Origin of the sequence: Streptomyces griseorubiginosus (genome assembly GCF_001514195.1) — a bacterium.
Lineage (GTDB): Bacteria > Actinomycetota > Actinomycetes > Streptomycetales > Streptomycetaceae > Streptomyces > Streptomyces griseorubiginosus.
Window position 1 is genome coordinate 675,483 of the sequence record NZ_KQ948738.1, and the last position, 18,328, is coordinate 693,810.

Genomic DNA, 18,328 nt, shown 5'->3' on the forward strand with positions numbered 1-18,328 from the left:
GTCCGAAACGCCACCGATCCGTCCGACACGCCGCCGCCCATCCGACACGCCACCGCCCTGCACGCCGCCGCCCATCCGACACGCCACCGCCCTGCACGCCGCCGCCCATCCGACACGCCACCGCCCTGCACGCCGCCGCCCATCCGACACGCCACCGCCCATTCGACACGCCACCGCCCTGTACGCCGCCGCCCAGCCGCCCATCCGACACCCCGTCGCCCTCTTGGCTGCCGATCCATCCGATACGCCCCCGATACACCCCGCCGGTGAGACTCCTGAAGGCTGAAGACGACCGGACGGAATCAGAGGTGACGGGGTGCGGCTCGAAAGTTGGCACGGCTGGGTCGGTACGTTCACCGGAGTAGTGCTCCTCACGGTCGCCGCGCTGCCGGTGACGGCGCTGGTGGCGTGGGCTCTGGCCCGTCGGCGCAGGCTCGCCGGCGCCAGGAGGGCCGACGCGTGGCGCAGGTCGGTCGCCGAGGTCGGCATCGTCCACGGGACCGTGCCGCCGGTCTGGCTGATCCTGCTGCCGGGCGACGAAGGGCGGGCGGTCGTGAACCTGGTGCCGCTGCGGGACCTGCTCTCGATGGACGCAGGCCAGATCGTCGGCAACCTGCTGGTGTTCGCGGCGCTGGGTTCCCTCGGCCCGCTGCGGTTCACGGCACTGGCATCGCTGCGGCGGGTTCTCGCGCTCGGGGCTGGTTGCTCGATCCTGGTCGAGACGGCTCAGTACGTCCTGCACCTGGACCGGGTGTCGTCCGTCGACGACGTCCTGCTCAACACCGCCGGCGCCGGACTGGCCGCACTGGCGTCCCGCCGCTGGTGGCACGCCGGCAGCGGCGGGACGCCCGCGAGAGAGAAGGAACGCACCCCGGCTGTCAACTGACGGCCCCTCGGATGCAACCTTCGAGTCTCCTGGCGTGTCCATGTAGCGTGCTGACGACATCCAGATCTTGGCGGACAGCGGCTGCCGCCGCTTTCGCGACGGCCGTCCTCGCGGTCGTGACCCCGGCCGCGCACGCCGCCGGAACGACGCTCGTCCTGGACACCCAGGAGAACTACTACCTGCCCACCGCGGGCGAGGGCCCCAACCTGAACCTCGCCGTCACCGCCTCGGGCGGGGACGCCCACGACGTCTCGGTCGCGGTCGACGCCTCCTCCCTCGCCGGGAAGGCGACGATGGTGGTCACGGGGGACTGCGAGAGCACCGGGGCCCTCAAGGTGACGTGCTCGGTGGGCGCGCTGTCGGGCAAGGAGTCGATCGACCCGTTCCTCCTCAAGCCCACGGCGGCCGCCAAGGCGGGTGACACCGGCGCGATCACCTACACGGCCACCGCCTCCGACGCGCCCACCGTGACCGGGAGGACGGACGTCCTGGTCGGCGGCCCGAAGCTCGTCGCCCGGCCCTACCCGGCGCTGAAGGACATCGCGCCCGACGCCGTCTTCGAGCGCACCCCGGCCTTCGCCAACACCGGCACCGCCCCCGCCGACAAGGGCGTCATGCTGCTGGTCCAGGACTCCGAGGGCGTCAAGCTCGCCCGCGACCACTCCAACTGCCACTACTCGGACCGGCCCGACGCCGGCGCCTGGTGCCGGTTCGACACCTCGATCGCGCCCGGCTCGGCCTACGAGACGAACGCTCCGCTGCGCTACACCGCCGCCACGGAGACGATGTACGGCTACAACACCTACGTCGTGTGGCCGGTCGGCGGCACCGCGCCCGACTCCTTCGACCCGACCGACTTCCCCGCGGTCGGCACCGGTGCCCCGCTCGGCCTGAAGTCCGTCACCCCCGGCTCCGGCTTCACCGGCTCCGGGTACGGCACCTTCGCCACCTCCCAGCACGCCGACTACCAGGCCATCGGTGACACCGTCGAGGGCAAGGTCGGCGACACCGTGAGCATCACCGTCGGTGTGCGCAACGCCGGACCGGGCCTGATGGACTTCCGCTGGATGGACGCCGACGACTCCGGCACCTTCGTGGTGACCCCGCCCGCCGGCACCACCATCACCGGCGCCCCCGGCCCCGACGAGCAGGGCGACCCCGGGCCGCTGTGGAACTGCACCCCGCGCAAGGCCGGAGCGAAGAGCTACACCTGCGCCATCGCCAGCACGGAGTTCGGCCCGGGTGACGCGGTGACCCAGGAGTTCACGGTGCGGATCGACCGGGTCGTCCCCGGCGCGCAGGGCAGCGTCAAGGCGGTGGAGAACCCCGACTACCCCAACCGTGACGACGACACGGCGAACGACACCGCGGTGATCGCGGTGCAGGCCGACGGCTCGCCGAGCCCGTCGCCCAGCACCTCCGCATCGCCGTCCGGCACCCCGTCCCCGTCGGCCACGGCGAGCCCCTCCGGCTCCGGCGCGGGCACCGGGAGCGGCGGCACGACGACGGGCGGCGGACTCGCCGCCACGGGCACGGACGGCGTCCTGCTGCGCACGGGCGTCGCCGCGCTGCTGGTGGCGGGCGGCGCGCTGGTGTTCCTCACGGCACGGAGGACGCGGCAGCACAGCCACCGCTGACCGGCGGCACATTGGCCAGGGCGGTGTTCTCGCGCGAGAACACCGCCCTGGCTGCGTCCGACCCCGTCACCCCAAGGGCACCGGCTCCGGCAACCCCACCGGCCACGTGTGCACCGGCTCGCCCTGGTGCATCAGCTCCCGGTAACGCCGGGTCGTCGCGGCGAGCGCCGCGTCCCGTGACATTCCCGCCTCCAGCGCCCGGTGGAAGGTCGCCGCCTGCCAGGACGCCCCGTTGGTCCGCCGCCGGCACCGCTCCTCGATCACCCCGAGATACAGGTCCCGGTCGGCGGGCTCGATGCCCCACCCGGCCAGCCCCTGCTCGGCCAGCGGCAGCAGTTCGTCGCGTACGAGGCTCACCGCGTCGACCTCGACCGTGCCGCCGTGCCGCCCGCGCCGGGGCCAGATCATCCGCGCGTCGATCCCGTACCGGCAGGCCGCGTCGAAGTTGGCCGCGGCCGCCTCGAACGGCAGCCGGGTCCACACCGGCCGCGACTCCTCGGCGAGGGCGCGGACGAGGCCGTAGTAGAAGACCGCGTTGGCGATGACGTCCGTGACGGTGGGCCCGGCCGGCAGCACCCGGTTCTCCACGCGCAGGTGCGGGACTCCGTCGGCGATGCCGTAGACCGGTCGGTTCCAGCGGTACACCGTGCCGTTGTGCAGGACGAGTTCGGCGAGCGAGGGCACCCCGCCCTCGTCGAGGACCTCCAGCGGGTCCTCCTCGTCGCAGATCGGCAGCAGCGCCGGGAAGTAGCGCAGGTTCTCCTCGAAGAGGTCGTACGCCGAGGAGATCCACCGCTCCCCGAACCAGGTCCGCGGCCGGACCCCCTGGGCCTGGAGTTCGGGCGGGCGCGTGTCCGTGGACTGCTGGAAGAGCGGCGGGCGGGACTCGCGCCACAGCTCGCGCCCGAACAGGAAGGGCGAGTTGGCGCCCACGGCTATCTGCACCCCGGCCACCGCCTGCGCGGCGTTCCACACGTCGGCGAACCGGCCGGGGGTGACCTGGAGGTGCAGTTGCACCGAGGTGCAGGCGGCCTCCGGGACGATGGACTTCGAGGTGCAGGTGAGGCGTTCCACGCCGTCGATGTCGAGGACGAAGTCCTCACCGCGCGCGGCCACGATCTGGTCGTTGAGCAGGGTGTAGCGGTCGACGTCGGAAAGGTTCGAGGAGACCAGGTCGTCCCGGTCGAGGGTCGGCAGAATGCCGATCATCACGATTCCCGCATCGAGCTCGCCGGCTTTGCGGTCGGCGTACGCCAGCGAGGTACGGATTTCCTCCGCGAGCCGGTCGAATACGCGCCCACCCAACCCATGTGGGGCTATGTTGACTTCCAGATTGAACATGGCGAGTTCTGTTTGGAAATCTCGGCTCGCGATGCGTTCGAGGACCTCCCCGTTCAGCATTCTCGGCATGCCGTCGGCACCGACCAGATTCAATTCGATCTCCAGGCCCATCAGGTTCCTGGGTCGATCGAACCGCTGCTCCGCCAGGAGCCGCTCCAGCCCCGTCAGACACCTGCGGAGCTTGTCGCGGTAGTTCTGGCGATCGGACAGGTCGAACCGGCCTGCCACGACCTTCTCCCCCATCGGGAGTCCCTCCTCGATACGTCATCAGTCAGGTGGGATGATGCCCAGCCGGAACGATCGGTAACGTCCCCGCGGCGGCCCCGATGCCGCTACTCTGTTGGATGTGACCGGTGGCACATTCACTCGGCATGAAGCGTTCAGCAGTTTCGGGTTCCCTGAAGAACTCGTGAGAAACGCCGACGAGAATTGGCCGACCAGTTCGGGAGCATTTCCCGAGGTCACCGCCGTGAAGCAGGCACGGTTTCGGGATGATTCCCGCGTATCGCCGACCGATTGAGCCCTTGTCCCGCGCGAGGGAAACGGCTAGACGAAACACCGTGTGAACATTTGTCGTATAAACTCCGCGAACAAGGCAGAGGGTTGGCACCCGCGGTCCTGGATCCTGCCGTCAGGTGACGTACGGCAATCCTCATTCGCCCCCGCGTCACCGGACCCCGGCCCCCGCCTCTCTGACCCCGTGAGCTGACAGCGCCGTCCGCCCCCGCCCTCGCGCCATCGTGCCTGTCGAATGAGAGGCGACCCACCATGCCGCTGCATGTACCCCCGGCTCCCGCGCCCGCACTCCGTTCCGTCCTCACCGCCCTCGCCTCGCCCACCGCCGTACGAGAGGCCCGGACTCCGTCCCTGCTGCGCGCCCAGGGACCCGTCACACCCGAGTTGCCCCTACCCGTGCACGTACTGGACGGCACCGCCACCCGACTGACCGGGTGGCGTTTCCTGATCCGCTGCGGCGAGCGCTCGGTGGCGGCGGCGGAGACCAGGCTGACCGCGGACGGCTGGACGTTCTCGCACTTCTTCGAGGGCCCGTACCTGGCGTCCACCGAACACGCGCTGCGGCAGGCGGAGGTGATGCAGCAGCCGTATCAGCCGCGACTGCTGTCGATCCCGGCCCTGTACATGCTCGCGCTGTGGCTGCACGGCGACTGCGCGGCGGACGCCGCCACGGGCGCCCCCGCCGCCACCGACCTGCTCGTCCCGCTCGCCCCGGCCCCGCCGGGCATCGCCGCCCACCGTCCGCACCGGGCCGCCGAACTCCTGCCACTGCTGACCCATCGGCTGACGCCGGCACCCTTGCTGAGCTCACCGGCCTGAAGAAGCACCCGAGCCGTCTCGTACCCCGCCCCCGAATTCCGGGTCGCGGGGTACGTCGGCGTTTCCGGCGCCATCGGGCCGACGGAAATCGCCACGCTCGTACGAGCGCAGAATTGCTCGAAGGAGCCAAATGCGATGTGCGGCCAAGGGGACTAGCCCTATCCGGCCCCCTCGAACCACCCGAAGGGACAGTGCAGTTCAGATGAACCGCCCTGCCGGGTGATGCGTCTCCAATCTGTGAAGAAGTGGTGATGCGAAATACCTGCGGATTGACGCCCGTAGGGCAACACTGGGTTCCGACTGAGTAATCGCGACGGGGGACGTCATGACCACAACACAGCGAAAGATCCCACCCATGTGCCAGCACCAGCCACCGTGTCCCACCGCCGACTCCGCCGACCGGGAATCCGCCCGCCTCGTGGCGCACCACCCGGAACAGGGCTGGAGCCTGCTGTGCAACGGCGTCCTGCTCTTCGAGGACACCGGTGAGCTCCTGCCCGACGGCCGGGTCATCGCCCCGCACCGCCCGCTCGCGGGGGCCACGGCGGCCTGAGCACTGCCGGGCGGCCACGGCCTGGCCGCCGTACCGCCCGGAGACCTTGAGGGGCCGGCTCGCAGCGACCGTCTGCGCACCGGCCCCGACGCATGTCGGAGGCCGATCACTTACTGTGACGCCTTGTATATGGACCCACTTTTCCGGAAGACTCCTGGAAGTTTCGGAGCGCTGAAGCTTTCGGAGCTCGGAAGCTTTCGGCACGCGGAGTGCCTTCAGCACGCGGACCCTTTCGGAACTCGAACGCGTCCGGGCTACGACGCGGAGGTGGGCAGATGAGAACAGGCGAGGCCGGTGCCGAGCCCGGGGGCAGAGTCACCATCACGGAGATCGCCCGGCAGGCCGGAGTCTCGGTGCCGACGGTCTCCCGCGTGGTCAACGGCCGCTCTGACGTCTCCCCCCGGACCCGCGCCCGGGTCGAGGAACTCCTCCAGCGGTACGGCTACCGCAGGCGCCCGGCGGCCCCCGGCACCCGTGCCGCCCTGCTCGACCTGGTCTTCCACGACCTCGACAGCCCCTGGGCCGTGGAGATCATCCGGGGTGTCGAGGAGGTCGCCCAGGCGGAGGGCGTCGGCACCGTGGTCTCCGCGATCCACGGCCGCTCCGGCGCGGCCCGCGACTGGATGCGCAACCTCCGCGCCCGCGCCTCCGACGGGGTCATCCTGGTCACCTCGGCGCTGGACACCGTCCTCCACGACGAACTGCGCGCCCTGGGCGTCCCTCTGGTGGTCGTCGACCCGACGGGCTCACCCGCGCTGGAGGCCCCGACCATCGGCGCCGCGAACTGGTCGGGGGGCCTGGCGGCCACGGAGCACCTGCTGTCGCTGGGCCACCGCAGGATCGGCCTGATCGCGGGCCCGCCCCGACTGCTGTGCTCGCGGGCCCGGTTCGACGGCTACCGGGCCGCGCTGGAGGGCGCCGGGCTCCCCCTCGACGAGTCGCTCGTGGTGCCGGGCGACTTCCACCCGGAGTCCGGCTTCGCCGGCTGCGAGAAGCTCCTCGACCTCCCCGAGCCGCCGACCGCGATCTTCGCGGCCAGCGACCAGATGGCCCTGGGCGCGATCGAGGCCCTGCGACGACGCGGCCTCAGGGTCCCGGAGGACATGAGCCTGGTCGGCTTCGACGACCTCCCGGAAGTCCGCTGGTCCGCACCCCCGCTCACGACCATCCGCCAACCCCTCTCGGAGATGGGCAAGCTGGCCGTCCGCACCATCCTCAAACTGACCCGCAACGAACCCCCGGACAGCCCCCGCGTAGAGCTGGGCACCGAACTGGTGGTCCGATCCAGCACGGCCCCTCCTACGGCCCCCTGACGAGGGGCGCCGTACGCGGGAACGCCCCGGGCGAGGGGCTGCACGCGGACACGGCCACTCCGACAACCGCCTGCCGGGTGGCGCCACACGCAAAGCACCCCGTACCACGCCCCCCTGCCAGGCGACCCGGCGCTCAACCACAACGCCCAGAGAGCCCCACGCGCGGCCCCGGCACGTCCGCCCCGCCCCGCCCCGCCCCGAGGACGCCACGCCCACTACTGCACCTCGGAGATCTATGGCAGGTGGCGCTGCCGACGACCACGACACCGCCCGAACCCCGCCCAGTCGCTCCTGCTCCGCCCAGACGAACACGCCGCAGCCACCCCATCGCCAGGCAGCGGGATCCGCGAACTACGCGGCGCATGCCCCCGCCGGTGGAGTGGAGCCGCGCCGGTGGAGTGGAGTCGCGCCGGTCAGGACCGCCCCGCGCCCGCAGGACGACCCCGACAGGCGATGCCGCCGGTCCGCGGGGCGGGCCGTGAAGCCGGCCGCCCCTGCCGAGCCACCGGCGCATGCCCTCCCAGGGGGCGCGGCCAACCCATGGCCCGGCTTGGGCCGTTGGCGCGGTGAGCCGCGGGAGTCCGCCGCCCTGGAACCCCCAGGTCCGCCCACGGACCAGCCCTCCCGCCCCGAGGACTCCCGCTCCCCCTGGACATCACCATCCCGAGCACGGCCGGAGGACGGGTCCGGTCAGCCCCCGTAGGCTCCCCGACCGGACCCGCCCCAGCCCCGTACGCGTCTCCCCTACTTCAGCGCCCCTCTGATCGCGAAGTACGCCGGCTTCGGCTGGAACTGCTCGTCCCACGGCAGTGCTGCGCCCTCGCCCTCGAAGAAGGCCGGTATCCAGCTGTACTTGTCGGTCCAGTCCCACACCGTGATGCCGACGCACCGCCGCACGGCGAGGCACGCGTCGGTGACGTCGGCGTACCACTGGGCCTGTTGGGCCAGCTTCTCCTCCGTGGCCGGCAGGATCATCCGGATGTCGACCTCGGTGAGCGCGGTGTCGAGGCCCAGCTTGGAGAAGCGGCGGAGGTTGTCCTCCAGGGTGGTCGGATAGCCGTACTGGAGCGCCAGGTGCGCCTGGAGCCCGATCCCGTCGAGCGGAACGCCCTGCGCCTTCAGCTCCTTGGCCAGGTTGTAGTAGGCGTCGCTCTTCGCCCCGACCGCCTCGATGTTGTAGTCGTTGAGGTACAGCTTGACCTTCGGGTCGGCCTGCCGGGCCCACCGCAGCGCGTCCGCGATGTAACCGGGCCCGAGCGTGTTGTAGAAGACGGTCTCCCGGTACGTACCGTCCTCGTTGAAGGCCTCGTTGACGACGTCCCAGGCGAACACCTTGCCCCGGTAGTGCCGTACCTCGGTCTGGATGTGCTTCTTCAGTACGGCCCTCAGCTCACCCGCCTTCCACGCGCGCGAGGTGACCCAGTCGGGCAACTGGCTGTGCCAGACGAGGGTGTGCCCGCGCACCTTCTGGTGATGGGCCCGGGCCAGGTTCACGATCTCGTCGCCCGCGGAGAAGTCGAACACGCCCTGCTCGGGCTCGGTGGCGTACCACTTCATGCCGTTGCCCGGCGTGATCTGGTTGAACTCACTGCCGAGGATCTGCTTGTACGGCTCGTCGACGAGCTCGGGATTGTCGGTGGCGCTGCCGAGGTACCGGCCGTGCCGCTGGGCGAGGTCGGCGAGCGTGGCCGGCTTGCCGTGGGCCTGGGCGGCGGGCACGCCGAGCCCGGTGACGACCAGGGCCGCGGCCAGCACTCCGGCGAGTCTGAGACGGTTCTTGCGCATGGTGCGACTCCTCACGTGCGGGGGTGGGTGAGCCGTACTTTCTTGTGCGGACGCCGCCGTCAGCCCTTCGTGGCTCCGGCGGTCAGGCCGCCGACGAGCTGGCGCTCGGCGACCGAGTAGAAGGCGAGGGCGGGCACCATCGCCAGCACGAGATAGGCGAAGACGCGCGCGTACTCGGCCGAGTACTGCCCCTGGAACTGCTGCACACCGACCGGCAGGGTCCACCACGTGTTGTCGGTGAACACCAGCAGCGGCAGCATGAAGTTGTTCCAGCTGGTGACGACGGCGAGCACCGACACCGTGCCGAGCGCCGGCCGCGCCATCGGCAGCAGGACGCGCCAGAAGAACCCGAAGGAGCTGCACCCGTCGAGCGTGGCCGCCTCCTCAAGTTCCCCCGGGATCTCCCGGAAGAAGGCCCGCAGGATGATGATCGTCATCGGCAGCCCGAAGGCGGCCTGCGGCAGGATCACGCCGAGCGGGTTGTCCAGCAGGTCGAGCGAGCGCAGCAGCAGGAACAGCGGGAGCACCGCCACCGCGAAGGGGAACATCAGCCCCATCGTGAAGAGCGTGAACAGCGCCTCCCGCCCCCGGAAGGCGAACCGCGCGAACGAGAACGCGGCCAGCGCGGACAGGGCGACCACCAGCACCGTCGTACCGACCGCGATCAGCGTGCTGCTGCCGAGCAGCCGCCAGAAGTCGCTCCCACCGAGGATGTCGGTGTAGTTGCTCGTGAGCCACTTCCTCGGCAACCCGAACGGGTTGCTGGAGAGTTCGTCGGTCGACTTGAAGCCGGACAGGACCGCGTACACGAGGGGTACGACCATCACCGCGCCGACGACGACGAGGATCACGTGCATCGGCAGAGTACGAACACCGCTTGTACGGCTGGTCACTTGCCGTCCCCCCTCATCGTCGTGGTGGCCCCTTCGAGGTCGCGGCGGAGCACGAACCGCTGGTAGGCGAGGGCGAAGACGAGGCAGATCCCGAACATGACCACGCTGATCGCGCTGGCGTAGCCGACCTGGTAGCGCTTGAAGCCGTACTGGAACATGGTCACGGCCATCGTCTCGGAGTGGTGGTCGGGCCCGCCCTGGGTGATCACCCAGACCAGGTCGAAGAGCTGGATCGCCCCGATGACGGACAGGAAGACGCTGATGCGCAGGGTGGGCGCGAGCAGCGGCAGGGTGACGTTGCGGAACCGCTGCCAGGCACTGGCTCCGTCGATGAGCGCGGCCTCGGTCAACTCCCGCGGGATGGACTGGAGTCCGGCGAGGTAGAGCATCATGTGGAAGCCGAAGTACTTCCAGGTCATGACGAGGAAGAGCGTCGCCATGACGTAGGACGGATCGGCGAACCACAGCCCGCCCACCCCGTCGAGCCCCACCGCGCCCAGCACATGGTCGGCGAGTCCGTCGTCCGGCGCGAAGACCATGCTGAACAGCACACCGGTGATCGCCTCGGAGAGCACGTAGGGCGCGAAGAACAGCATCCGGTAGACGGCCCGGCCGCGCAGGCGCTGGTTGAGCAGGACGGCCATGGCGAGCGCGAACGGCAGTTGGAAGGCGAGGGAGAGCAGCACCAGGAGGAGACAGCGCCACAGGTCGCCCAGGAAGACCGGGTTGTCGAAGAGGTCCGTGAAGTTGTCGGTGCCGACGTAGTCCGACGGCATGCCGAAGCCGCCCCACCGGAAGAACGCGGCGTACAGCGCGAACAGCATCGGCAGCAGGACCATGCCGATGAACAGCACCAGCGCGGGGAGCTGGAAGCCGACCGCGGTGAGCCAGTGCAGCACCCGCCGACGGCCCCGCCCCCGGGCCCTGACTGATTCCGGGGGCGGGAGTTCGGTGCCCGGACCGCTCCGCTTGTCTGCGAGGAACGTGGAGGTCATCGCGGGCTACTGCTCTTCCTTCGCGGTCTGCGTGATCGACTGGGCGACCTGTTCCGGGGACTTGGAGCCGGCGATGAGCGCGGCCACGCTGTCGTTGACCTCCTGGCCGACGGCGGGCGCGTACGCCTGGTCGAGGTAGAGCTGGAAGCCGGTGGCCGCCTTCAACTGGGCCTGTACCAGCTTGAGGTTGGGGTCGGTCATCGCCTTCTCCGCGTTCGGCAGCACGGGAAGGATGCTGGTCTTCTTGACCAGTTCCAGTTCGGTGGCCTCGGAGGCGAAGAACTTCAGGAAGTCGACGGCCGCCTGCGGGGCGCCCCGGCGCAGCGCGTGGCCGCCGCCACCGCCGAACACCTCGGTGATGGCCCCCTTGCCGCCCTCGACCGCGGGGAACGGGAAGAACCCGAGATCGGAGCCGAGTCCCTTGCCGGAGTCGGCCTGCACGGAGGGTGCCCACTGGCCCATGAGCTCCATGGCCGCCTTGCTGTTGCCCACGGCGGCCGCCTGGCCGGTCGGGGTGGAGTAGGCCGCGTTGAGGAAGCCCTTCTGGAAGGGCTGGAGGTCCACGAGTTCCTTGAGGTGGCGGCCGGCCTCGACGAAGCCGGCGCCGGTGAAGTCCTTGTCCTCGCTGGCCTTCTGGAGGGCGGCGATGCCGGCGGTGCGCATCGCGAGGTAGGCCCAGTAGTACATCCCCGGCCACTTCTCCTTGCCGGCGAGGGCGATGGGCGTGATGTTCTTCGCCTTCAGCTTGTTCACGGCATCGAGGAAGCCGCTCCAGGTGGTGGGGGGTTCACTGATCCCGGCCTGCTTGAAGAGCTTCTTGTTGTACCAGAACCCGATCATGCCCATGTCGAACGGAACGCCGTAGAGCTTGCCGTCGAGGATGTACGGCTCCTTGGTGACCTTCAGCAGACCGTCGGCCCAGGGCTTGGTCCGGTCGCTCAGATCCTCGACGAGACCGGCGTCGACCTGCTGCTTGAGGACACCGCCGCCCCAGGTGTGAAAGATGTCGGGGAGCTTGCCGGAGGCGGTCAGCGCCGTCATCTTCGACTTGTAGGCGTCGTTCTCCAGCTGGACGATCTTGATCTTCACCTTGGGGTTCTGCGCCTCGAACTTCTTGGCGAGACCGGCCCAGACCGTCTTCGCCGGCTCGGTGGTGGAGATGTTCCACCACTCCACCGTGGTCGTGCCGTCGGACGACCCTCCGTCCGAGTCGCCGCCGCAGCCGGTCAGTGCCGTCATGCTCAGACCGGCCGCGGCGGACGCCGCTATGAATCCACGGCGGGACAGTGCCGGGTCGCCCATTTTGCGCTCCTTGGGTACGGGACGGAGACGTCCTGGTCCGCCCTGCGTCTCGAAAGTTTCGAAAGAGATCCAGAAAGCTTCGCTGCTGCCGCACCCTAGAGACAGCTACGGAGAGGTGGCAACCCCCTGTGCAGAGGGAATGTTCGAAGAACAACCACTCAACTCGTCGCGAGAGGGGGTGAGGTGATCGCCTCGAACGAAGTCCGCGGCACCGTGGATGCCGTAGGCGACGATGTTCCGGCCGACAAAGGGAGAGACCCCCCACAGGGAGCCAAGCGCGAGGAAAGGACCGCGGCGAGCCCCGGCCCGACCAGCCCCGAGCCACCGTGACGGGCGGTCACCGACTCCCTCACACCCGAAACATTCGACTTATCCAGCGATCCTTACGGAGCACTCCGCCGAGCTGCCCGCGAGCATCATCCAGGCGCCCAGGACGAAGCCCCCCCCGACAGCCGAACCCGACAATCCGCGGTGAAGTCCTCCTTGACGCCCCCGCTCCCGCCGCCCCTCACCATGACGCTGCGTATCCACCCCGCACCCTTCCTCCCGCAGAGCCCGAACCAGGACGAATCACCTTTTCGCCCACTCCGCCCCACCGCAGACCGAGTCTTAACGGAAGCTTGACGCCCAGACGGCCCCGATCCGAAGGCCCAAACGTCACTCTCCGCTTACGCTTGTTCCGCCGTCTGCCGGGCGGCCCCACCCCGCAGCCGCACCGCAGGAGCACCCCCCGATGGCCACCACCGAACAGCCGCCCGCCAGTCGCCTGCGCGCCTGGATGCTGGAAGGCCTGTCCGACATGGGCAAGCCGGGCGGCCACACGGGCCCCCACGCCGAGCCGGAACCCGCGCACCGGGGCCAGCGCTGGTGGCGTGTGATGTGCCTGACCGGTGTCGACTACTTCTCCACCCTCGGCTACCAGCCCGGCATCGCCGCCCTCGCCGCCGGCCTGCTCTCCCCCATCGCGACGATCGTCCTCGTGATCGTCACGCTCGCGGGCGCCCTGCCCGTCTACCGCCGGGTCGCCGAGGAGAGCCCCCGGGGCGAGGGCTCCATCGCCATGCTGGAGCGGCTGCTGTCCTTCTGGCAGGGCAAGCTCTTCGTCCTCACCCTGCTCGGCTTCGCCGCCACCGACTTCCTGATCACCATCACCCTGTCCGCCGCGGACGCCTCCACCCACCTCGTCGAGAACCCGCACCTGAACAGCGCCCTGCACGACCAGCAGATGCTGATCACGCTCGTCCTGGTCGCCCTGCTCGGCGCGGTGTTCCTCAAGGGCTTCCTGGAGGCGGTCGGCGTCGCGGTCGTCCTGGTGGGCATCTACCTCGCCCTGAACGTCGTGGTCGTGATCGTCGGCTTCTGGCACATCATCACCGCGGGCCATGTCGTCACCGACTGGTCCAGTGCCCTGACGGCCGAGCACGGCAACATCTTCGTGATGATCGGCGTGGCCCTGGTCGTCTTCCCCAAGCTCGCCCTCGGCCTCTCCGGCTTCGAGACCGGCGTCGCCGTCATGCCGCACGTCCAGGGCGACCCGGAGGACACCGAGGAGCGCCCCGCCGGCCGCATCCGCGACACCAAGAAGCTGCTCACCACCGCCGCCCTGATCATGAGCGGCTTCCTGATCGCGACCAGCTTCATCACCACCCTCCTCATCCCGGAGAAGGACTTCGAGTCGGGCGGTCCGGCCAACGGCCGTGCGCTGGCCTACCTCGCCCACAACTACCTCGGTGGAGTCTTCGGCACGGTCTACGACGTCTCGACCATCGCGATCCTGTGGTTCGCCGGCGCCTCCGCCATGGCAGGGCTGCTCAACCTGATGCCCCGCTACCTGCCCCGCTACGGCATGGCACCGCACTGGGCCCGCGCCGTCCGCCCCATGGTGATCGTCTTCATCCTGATCGCCTTCCTGGTGACGTGGATCTTCGACGCCGACGTCGACGCCCAGGGCGGGGCGTACGCCACCGGCGTGCTGGTGCTGATCAGCTCGGCGGCGATCGCCGTGACCATCGCCGCCCACAAGGCGGGTCAGCGGGGCTGGACGATCGGCTTCGCGGTCATCGCCGCGGTGTTCCTCTACACGACCGTCGTCAACGTCATCGAACGCCCGGACGGCGTGAAGATCGGCGCCTGCTTCATCGCGGCCATCATCCTGGTGTCCCTGCTGTCCCGGCTGGCCCGTGCCTTCGAGCTCCGCGTCACCAGCGTCACGCTCGACCCGATGGCGGAACGTTTCATCCGAGACATGGCCAGCCGCAAGATCCGCCTCATCGCCAACGAACCCGACTCACGCGACAAAGCTGAGTACCGCGACAAGATCGAGCAGATCCGCGAGGACAACGACATCCCCGGCGAGGACTTCGTCTTCGTGGAGGTCACCGTCCTGGACCCCTCGGAGTTCGAGGCCGGCCTCACCGTCCGGGGCGAGGTCCTGCACAAGCGGTACCGCGTCCTGACCCTGGAGTCCTCCTCCATCCCCAACGCCCTCGCCGCCCTGCTCCTGCACATCCGCGACACGACCGGCTGCACGCCCCACATCTACTTCGAGTGGACCGAGGGCAACCCGTTCCACAACTTCCTGCGGTTCTTCCTCTTCGGCCAGGGCGAGGTGGCCCCGGTCACCCGCGAGGTCCTGCGCGAGGCGGAACCGGACCGCGCCCGCCGCCCCCGCGTCCACACGGGCTGACCCGCGAGCGCGTCCGGCAGCGCCCTCCCGGCCGCGCCGCCGCACCAGCCCTACCGTGACCCCATGACCCTGAGCATCCGCAACCAGCTCCCCGGCACCGTCACCGCCGTCACCCCCGGTGACGCCATGGCGACGGTCAAGGTCCGCCTCGACGGCGGCCAGGACCTCACGGCCGCGATCACCCTCGACGCCGTCGAGGACCTCGGCCTCTCCCAGGGCTCCGAGGTGCGCGCCCTGGTCAAGTCCACGGAGGTCTCCCTCGCCACCGCCCCGATCCACGGTGTGTCCATCCGCAACCAGCTCCCCGGCACGGTCACCGGCGTGGCCACCGGAGCCGCCATGGCCACCGTGCGGATCGCCGTGGAAGGAGGCGAACTCACGTCCGCGATCACCGCGGAATCCGCGACCGAGCTCGCCCTCACCACCGGCACCCCGGTCGTCGCCCTGATCAAGTCGACCGAGGTGGCCCTGGCCACCGCCTAGAAAGCCTCGCGCACGCAAAGAGGGCCCCGCCGGAACGGGGCCTCCTCACCTCGACTCAGTCCTCGTACGCGTCCAACGGCGGGCACGAGCACACCAGGTTGCGGTCGCCGAACGCCTGGTCGATCCGCCGTACCGGCGGCCAGTACTTGTCCGCGACCGAGACTCCGCCCGGGAAGACGGCCTCCTCACGCGTGTACGCGTGCTCCCAGGCGCCGCCCAGCGCACCGGCGGTGTGCGGGGCGTTCCGCAGCGGGTTGTCGTCCGCGTCCCACTCCCCCGAGCCGACCTTCTCGATCTCCCCGCGAATGGCGATCATCGCCTCGCAGAACCGGTCGAGCTCGGTCAGGTCCTCGGACTCGGTCGGCTCGATCATCAGTGTCCCGGCCACCGGGAACGACATGGTCGGCGCGTGGAAGCCGTAGTCGATGAGCCGCTTGGCCACATCGTCGACGCTCACTCCGGTCGCCTTGGTCAGCGGCCGCAGATCGATGATGCACTCGTGCGCGACCAGCCCGCCGGGCCCGGTGTAGAGCACGGGGTAGTGCGGCTCGAGCCGCTTGGCGATGTAGTTGGCGGAGAGCACGGCCACCTGCGTGGCGCGCTTGAGCCCCTCGCCGCCCATGAGCCGCACGTACGCCCACGAGATCGGCAGGATGCCCGCGGAACCCCAGGGCGCGGCCGAGATGGGCCCGACGCCCGTCTCCGGGCCGGCCGCGGGCTGCATCGGGTGGTTGGGCAGGTACGGCGCGAGGTGCGCCCGCACGCCCACCGGACCGACGCCCGGACCTCCGCCGCCGTGCGGGATGCAGAAGGTCTTGTGCAGGTTCAGGTGCGAGACGTCACCGCCGAAGTGCCCCGGCTTGGCGAGCCCCACCAGCGCGTTGAGGTTGGCCCCGTCGACGTACACCTGCCCGCCGGCCTCGTGCACCTGCGCGCAGATGTCGGCGACGTGTTCCTCGAACACGCCGTGCGTCGAGGGGTAGGTGATCATCAGCACCGCGAGCTCGTCCCGGTGCTGCTCGATCTTGGCCCGCAGGTCCTCGACGTCGATCTCGCCGTCCCCGGCGGTCTTCACGACGACGACCTTCATGCCCGCCATCACGGCACTGGCGGCGTTGGTCCCGTGCGCGGACGACGGGATCAGGCACACGGTCCGCTGCTCGTCCCCGTTGGCCCGGTGGTATCCGCGCACCGCGAGCAGCCCGGCCAGCTCACCCTGCGACCCGGCGTTCGGCTGGAGCGACACGTTGTCGTACCCGGTGACCTCGGCGAGCCGCTCCTCCAGCTCCCGGATCAGAGTCAGATAGCCCTCGGCCTGCTCGGCGGGCGCGAAGGGGTGCAGCTGCCCGAACTCGGGCCAGGTGACCGGCTCCATCTCGGTGGTCGCGTTGAGCTTCATGGTGCAGGAGCCGAGCGGGATCATGCCCCGGTCCAGCGCGTAGTCCCGGTCCGCGAGCCGGCGCAGGTAGCGCAGCATCGCGGTCTCGGAGCGGTACTGGTGGAACACGGGGTGGGTGAGGAAGTCGTCGCCCCGCAGCAGCGCCTCCGGCAGTGCCTCCTCGGTGGCCGCGTCCAGCGCCTCGATGTCGCCCTCGACCCCGAACGCGTCCCACACGGCGGCCACCTGGGCCCTCAGGGTGGTCTCGTCACAGGCGAGGGACACGTGGTCGGCGTCGACGAGGTGCAGGTTGACGCCGCCCTGCCGCGCGGCGGCGACGACCTCGGCCGCCTTGCCGGCCACGCGCACGGTGAGCGTGTCGAAGTAGGAGCCGTGCACGACCTCCACGCCACCGGCGGTGAGCCCCGCGGCGAGGATGTTCGCGTACCGGTGGGTCCGCCGTGCGATCGCCTTCAGTCCGTCGGGCCCGTGGTAGACCGCGTACATCCCGGCCATGACCGCGAGCAGCACCTGCGCGGTGCAGATGTTGCTGGTCGCCTTCTCCCGCCGGATGTGCTGCTCGCGCGTCTGGAGCGCGAGCCGGTACGCCTTGTTCCCGTCGGCGTCCACGGACACGCCGACGAGCCGCCCGGGCAGGCTGCGCGCGAACTTCTCGTGCACGGCCATGTAGCCGGCGTGCGGCCCGCCGAAGCCCATCGGCACACCGAACCGCTGCGTGGTGCCGATCGCGATGTCCGCCCCGAGCTCACCCGGCGACCTCAGCAAAGTCAGCGCGAGCAGGTCGGCGGCGACGGTCACGAGCGCGCCGAGCTCGTGAGCCTGGTCGATGACGGGCTTGATGTCCCGTACGGCCCCGGAGGCGCCGGGGTACTGGAGGAGTACGCCGTTGATCTCACGGGAGGCGATCTCGGCCGGGATGCCCTGGCTCAGGTCCGCCACGACGACCTCGACACCGGTCGGCTCGGCGCGGGTCTCGATGACGGCGATGGTCTGCGGAAGGGCGTCCGCGTCGATGAGGAAGAGGCCCTTCTTGTTCTTCCCCATGCGCCGGGACAGGGCCATGGCCTCGGCGGCCGCCGTGCCCTCGTCGAGCAGCGAGGCACCGGAGGTCGGCAGCCCGGTGAGTTCGGCGACCATGGTCTGGAAGTTCAGCAGGGCTTCCAGCCGCCCCTGCGAGATCTCCGGCTGGTACGGCGTGTACGCGGTGTACCAGGCCGGGTTCTCCATCACGTTCCGCAGGATGACGGGCGGCGTGAAGGTGCCGTAGTAGCCGAGTCCGATCATGGGGGCGAGGACCTGGTTCCGGTCGGCCAGCGACCGCAGCTCGGCCAGCACCTCGGCCTCGGTGCGCGCTCCGGGCAGCTCCAGGGCATCGGCGTTCTTGATCACATCGGGCACCGCGGCGGCGGTGAGCTCGTCGAGCGAGCCGTACCCGACCTGGGCGAGCATCTTGGCCCGGGCCTCGTGGTCGGGACCGATATGACGCTGCTCGAACGGGATCCCCTGCTCGAGCTCTGCGAGCGGAATGCGGTGGGCGGTCATTGCGGAGGCCTCCTGGTCTGACGCGACCTTCGAGGGGTACCCCGGCGCGGGTACCCCGACGGCCTCCCCCTCTGTCATCTCAACCTGAGAGCTTCACCGGTCGCCCGAGGGGCCACCGGCTTTCACCGTCGGTGAGAGCGGAGGCCGCCGTCGACACCCGCCCTGCTTTCCAGAGTGA

General features: G+C 70.1%; 13 protein-coding genes. 7 read left to right on the forward strand and 6 right to left on the reverse strand.

The window, feature by feature from the left end; translation table 11 throughout:
- Positions 1 to 316: 316 nt before the first annotated feature.
- Together AQJ54_RS25660 and AQJ54_RS25665 are read left to right on the forward strand one after the other, a co-directional pair.
- Entirely contained in the window at positions 317 to 886 is a 570-nt protein-coding gene (locus AQJ54_RS25660; RefSeq protein WP_062241239.1) for a VanZ family protein, read from the forward strand.
- Positions 887 to 933: 47 nt separating this feature from the next.
- A complete protein-coding gene (locus tag AQJ54_RS25665) occupies positions 934 to 2,523 on the forward strand; it encodes a hypothetical protein (protein WP_248845439.1) in 1,590 nt (529 codons plus the stop codon).
- Between the two features lie 66 nt (positions 2,524 to 2,589).
- Here AQJ54_RS25665 and AQJ54_RS25670 read toward each other — a convergent pair whose 3' ends face one another.
- Positions 2,590 to 4,107 carry a glutamate-cysteine ligase family protein gene (locus tag AQJ54_RS25670; protein WP_062241243.1) on the reverse strand — a complete coding sequence of 506 codons (1,518 nt, stop codon included), beginning with the start codon at positions 4,105 to 4,107 and terminating at the stop codon, positions 2,590 to 2,592.
- Positions 4,108 to 4,632: 525 nt separating this feature from the next.
- Here AQJ54_RS25670 and AQJ54_RS25675 point away from each other — a divergent pair.
- From AQJ54_RS25675 to AQJ54_RS25685, 3 genes are all read left to right on the forward strand, one after another.
- On the forward strand, positions 4,633 to 5,199 hold the full coding sequence (locus AQJ54_RS25675; protein WP_062026133.1) for a hypothetical protein: 567 nt from the start codon (positions 4,633 to 4,635) through the stop codon (positions 5,197 to 5,199).
- A gap of 355 nt (positions 5,200 to 5,554) precedes the next feature.
- Positions 5,555 to 5,752: a DUF5999 family protein gene (locus AQJ54_RS25680; protein ID WP_020140274.1), complete on the forward strand. Its 198-nt coding sequence runs from the start codon at positions 5,555 to 5,557 to the stop codon at positions 5,750 to 5,752.
- 275 nt (positions 5,753 to 6,027) lie between these two features.
- Positions 6,028 to 7,065 carry a LacI family DNA-binding transcriptional regulator gene (locus tag AQJ54_RS25685; protein WP_062241245.1) on the forward strand — a complete coding sequence of 346 codons (1,038 nt, stop codon included), beginning with the start codon at positions 6,028 to 6,030 and terminating at the stop codon, positions 7,063 to 7,065.
- 744 nt (positions 7,066 to 7,809) lie between these two features.
- Here AQJ54_RS25685 and AQJ54_RS25690 read toward each other — a convergent pair.
- Genes AQJ54_RS25690 through AQJ54_RS25705 form a run of 4 tightly spaced genes read right to left on the reverse strand, consistent with a single transcriptional unit; the run spans position 7,810 to position 12,040 of the window.
- Positions 7,810 to 8,850 (reverse strand): glycoside hydrolase family 10 protein, encoded by a 1,041-nt coding sequence (locus tag AQJ54_RS25690; protein WP_062241247.1) that lies wholly within the window; start codon positions 8,848 to 8,850, stop codon positions 7,810 to 7,812.
- Between the two features lie 59 nt (positions 8,851 to 8,909).
- Positions 8,910 to 9,707 (reverse strand): carbohydrate ABC transporter permease, encoded by a 798-nt coding sequence (locus AQJ54_RS25695; protein WP_062026130.1) that lies wholly within the window; start codon positions 9,705 to 9,707, stop codon positions 8,910 to 8,912.
- A gap of 32 nt (positions 9,708 to 9,739) precedes the next feature.
- Positions 9,740 to 10,738: a carbohydrate ABC transporter permease gene (locus AQJ54_RS25700; RefSeq protein ID WP_062026129.1), complete on the reverse strand. Its 999-nt coding sequence runs from the start codon at positions 10,736 to 10,738 to the stop codon at positions 9,740 to 9,742.
- A 6-nt stretch (positions 10,739 to 10,744) separates the two neighbouring features.
- A complete protein-coding gene (locus tag AQJ54_RS25705) occupies positions 10,745 to 12,040 on the reverse strand; it encodes an extracellular solute-binding protein (protein ID WP_062241249.1) in 1,296 nt (431 codons plus the stop codon).
- A gap of 733 nt (positions 12,041 to 12,773) precedes the next feature.
- Here AQJ54_RS25705 and AQJ54_RS25710 point away from each other — a divergent pair.
- Both AQJ54_RS25710 and AQJ54_RS25715 read left to right on the forward strand, forming a co-directional pair.
- Positions 12,774 to 14,726, forward strand: coding sequence for an APC family permease (locus tag AQJ54_RS25710; RefSeq protein ID WP_062026127.1), 1,953 nt, complete (start codon positions 12,774 to 12,776; stop codon positions 14,724 to 14,726).
- A 63-nt stretch (positions 14,727 to 14,789) separates the two neighbouring features.
- Positions 14,790 to 15,209 carry a TOBE domain-containing protein gene (locus AQJ54_RS25715; RefSeq protein ID WP_062241251.1) on the forward strand — a complete coding sequence of 140 codons (420 nt, stop codon included), beginning with the start codon at positions 14,790 to 14,792 and terminating at the stop codon, positions 15,207 to 15,209.
- A gap of 55 nt (positions 15,210 to 15,264) precedes the next feature.
- On the opposite strand, the gene gcvP is transcribed toward AQJ54_RS25715, so the two are convergent.
- Positions 15,265 to 18,150, reverse strand: coding sequence for an aminomethyl-transferring glycine dehydrogenase (gene gcvP, locus AQJ54_RS25720; RefSeq protein ID WP_062241253.1), 2,886 nt, complete (start codon positions 18,148 to 18,150; stop codon positions 15,265 to 15,267).
- Positions 18,151 to 18,328: the final 178 nt, after the last annotated feature.

What these genes read in the sequence shown, in the direction of transcription:
- AQJ54_RS25670 (WP_062241243.1), bottom strand. Translation starts at nt 4,107, where the DNA reads ATGGGGGAGAAGGTCGTGGCAGGCCGGTTCGACCTGTCCGATCGCCAG.
- AQJ54_RS25675 (WP_062026133.1), top strand. Translation starts at nt 4,633, where the DNA reads ATGCCGCTGCATGTACCCCCGGCTCCCGCGCCCGCACTCCGTTCCGTC.
- AQJ54_RS25680 (WP_020140274.1), top strand. Translation starts at nt 5,555, where the DNA reads ATGTGCCAGCACCAGCCACCGTGTCCCACCGCCGACTCCGCCGACCGG.
- AQJ54_RS25685 (WP_062241245.1), top strand. Translation starts at nt 6,028, where the DNA reads ATGAGAACAGGCGAGGCCGGTGCCGAGCCCGGGGGCAGAGTCACCATC.
- AQJ54_RS25690 (WP_062241247.1), bottom strand. Translation starts at nt 8,850, where the DNA reads ATGCGCAAGAACCGTCTCAGACTCGCCGGAGTGCTGGCCGCGGCCCTG.
- AQJ54_RS25695 (WP_062026130.1), bottom strand. Translation starts at nt 9,707, where the DNA reads ATGCACGTGATCCTCGTCGTCGTCGGCGCGGTGATGGTCGTACCCCTC.
- AQJ54_RS25700 (WP_062026129.1), bottom strand. Translation starts at nt 10,738, where the DNA reads ATGACCTCCACGTTCCTCGCAGACAAGCGGAGCGGTCCGGGCACCGAA.
- AQJ54_RS25705 (WP_062241249.1), bottom strand. Translation starts at nt 12,040, where the DNA reads ATGGGCGACCCGGCACTGTCCCGCCGTGGATTCATAGCGGCGTCCGCC.
- AQJ54_RS25710 (WP_062026127.1), top strand. Translation starts at nt 12,774, where the DNA reads ATGGCCACCACCGAACAGCCGCCCGCCAGTCGCCTGCGCGCCTGGATG.
- AQJ54_RS25715 (WP_062241251.1), top strand. Translation starts at nt 14,790, where the DNA reads ATGACCCTGAGCATCCGCAACCAGCTCCCCGGCACCGTCACCGCCGTC.
- gcvP (WP_062241253.1), bottom strand. Translation starts at nt 18,150, where the DNA reads ATGACCGCCCACCGCATTCCGCTCGCAGAGCTCGAGCAGGGGATCCCG.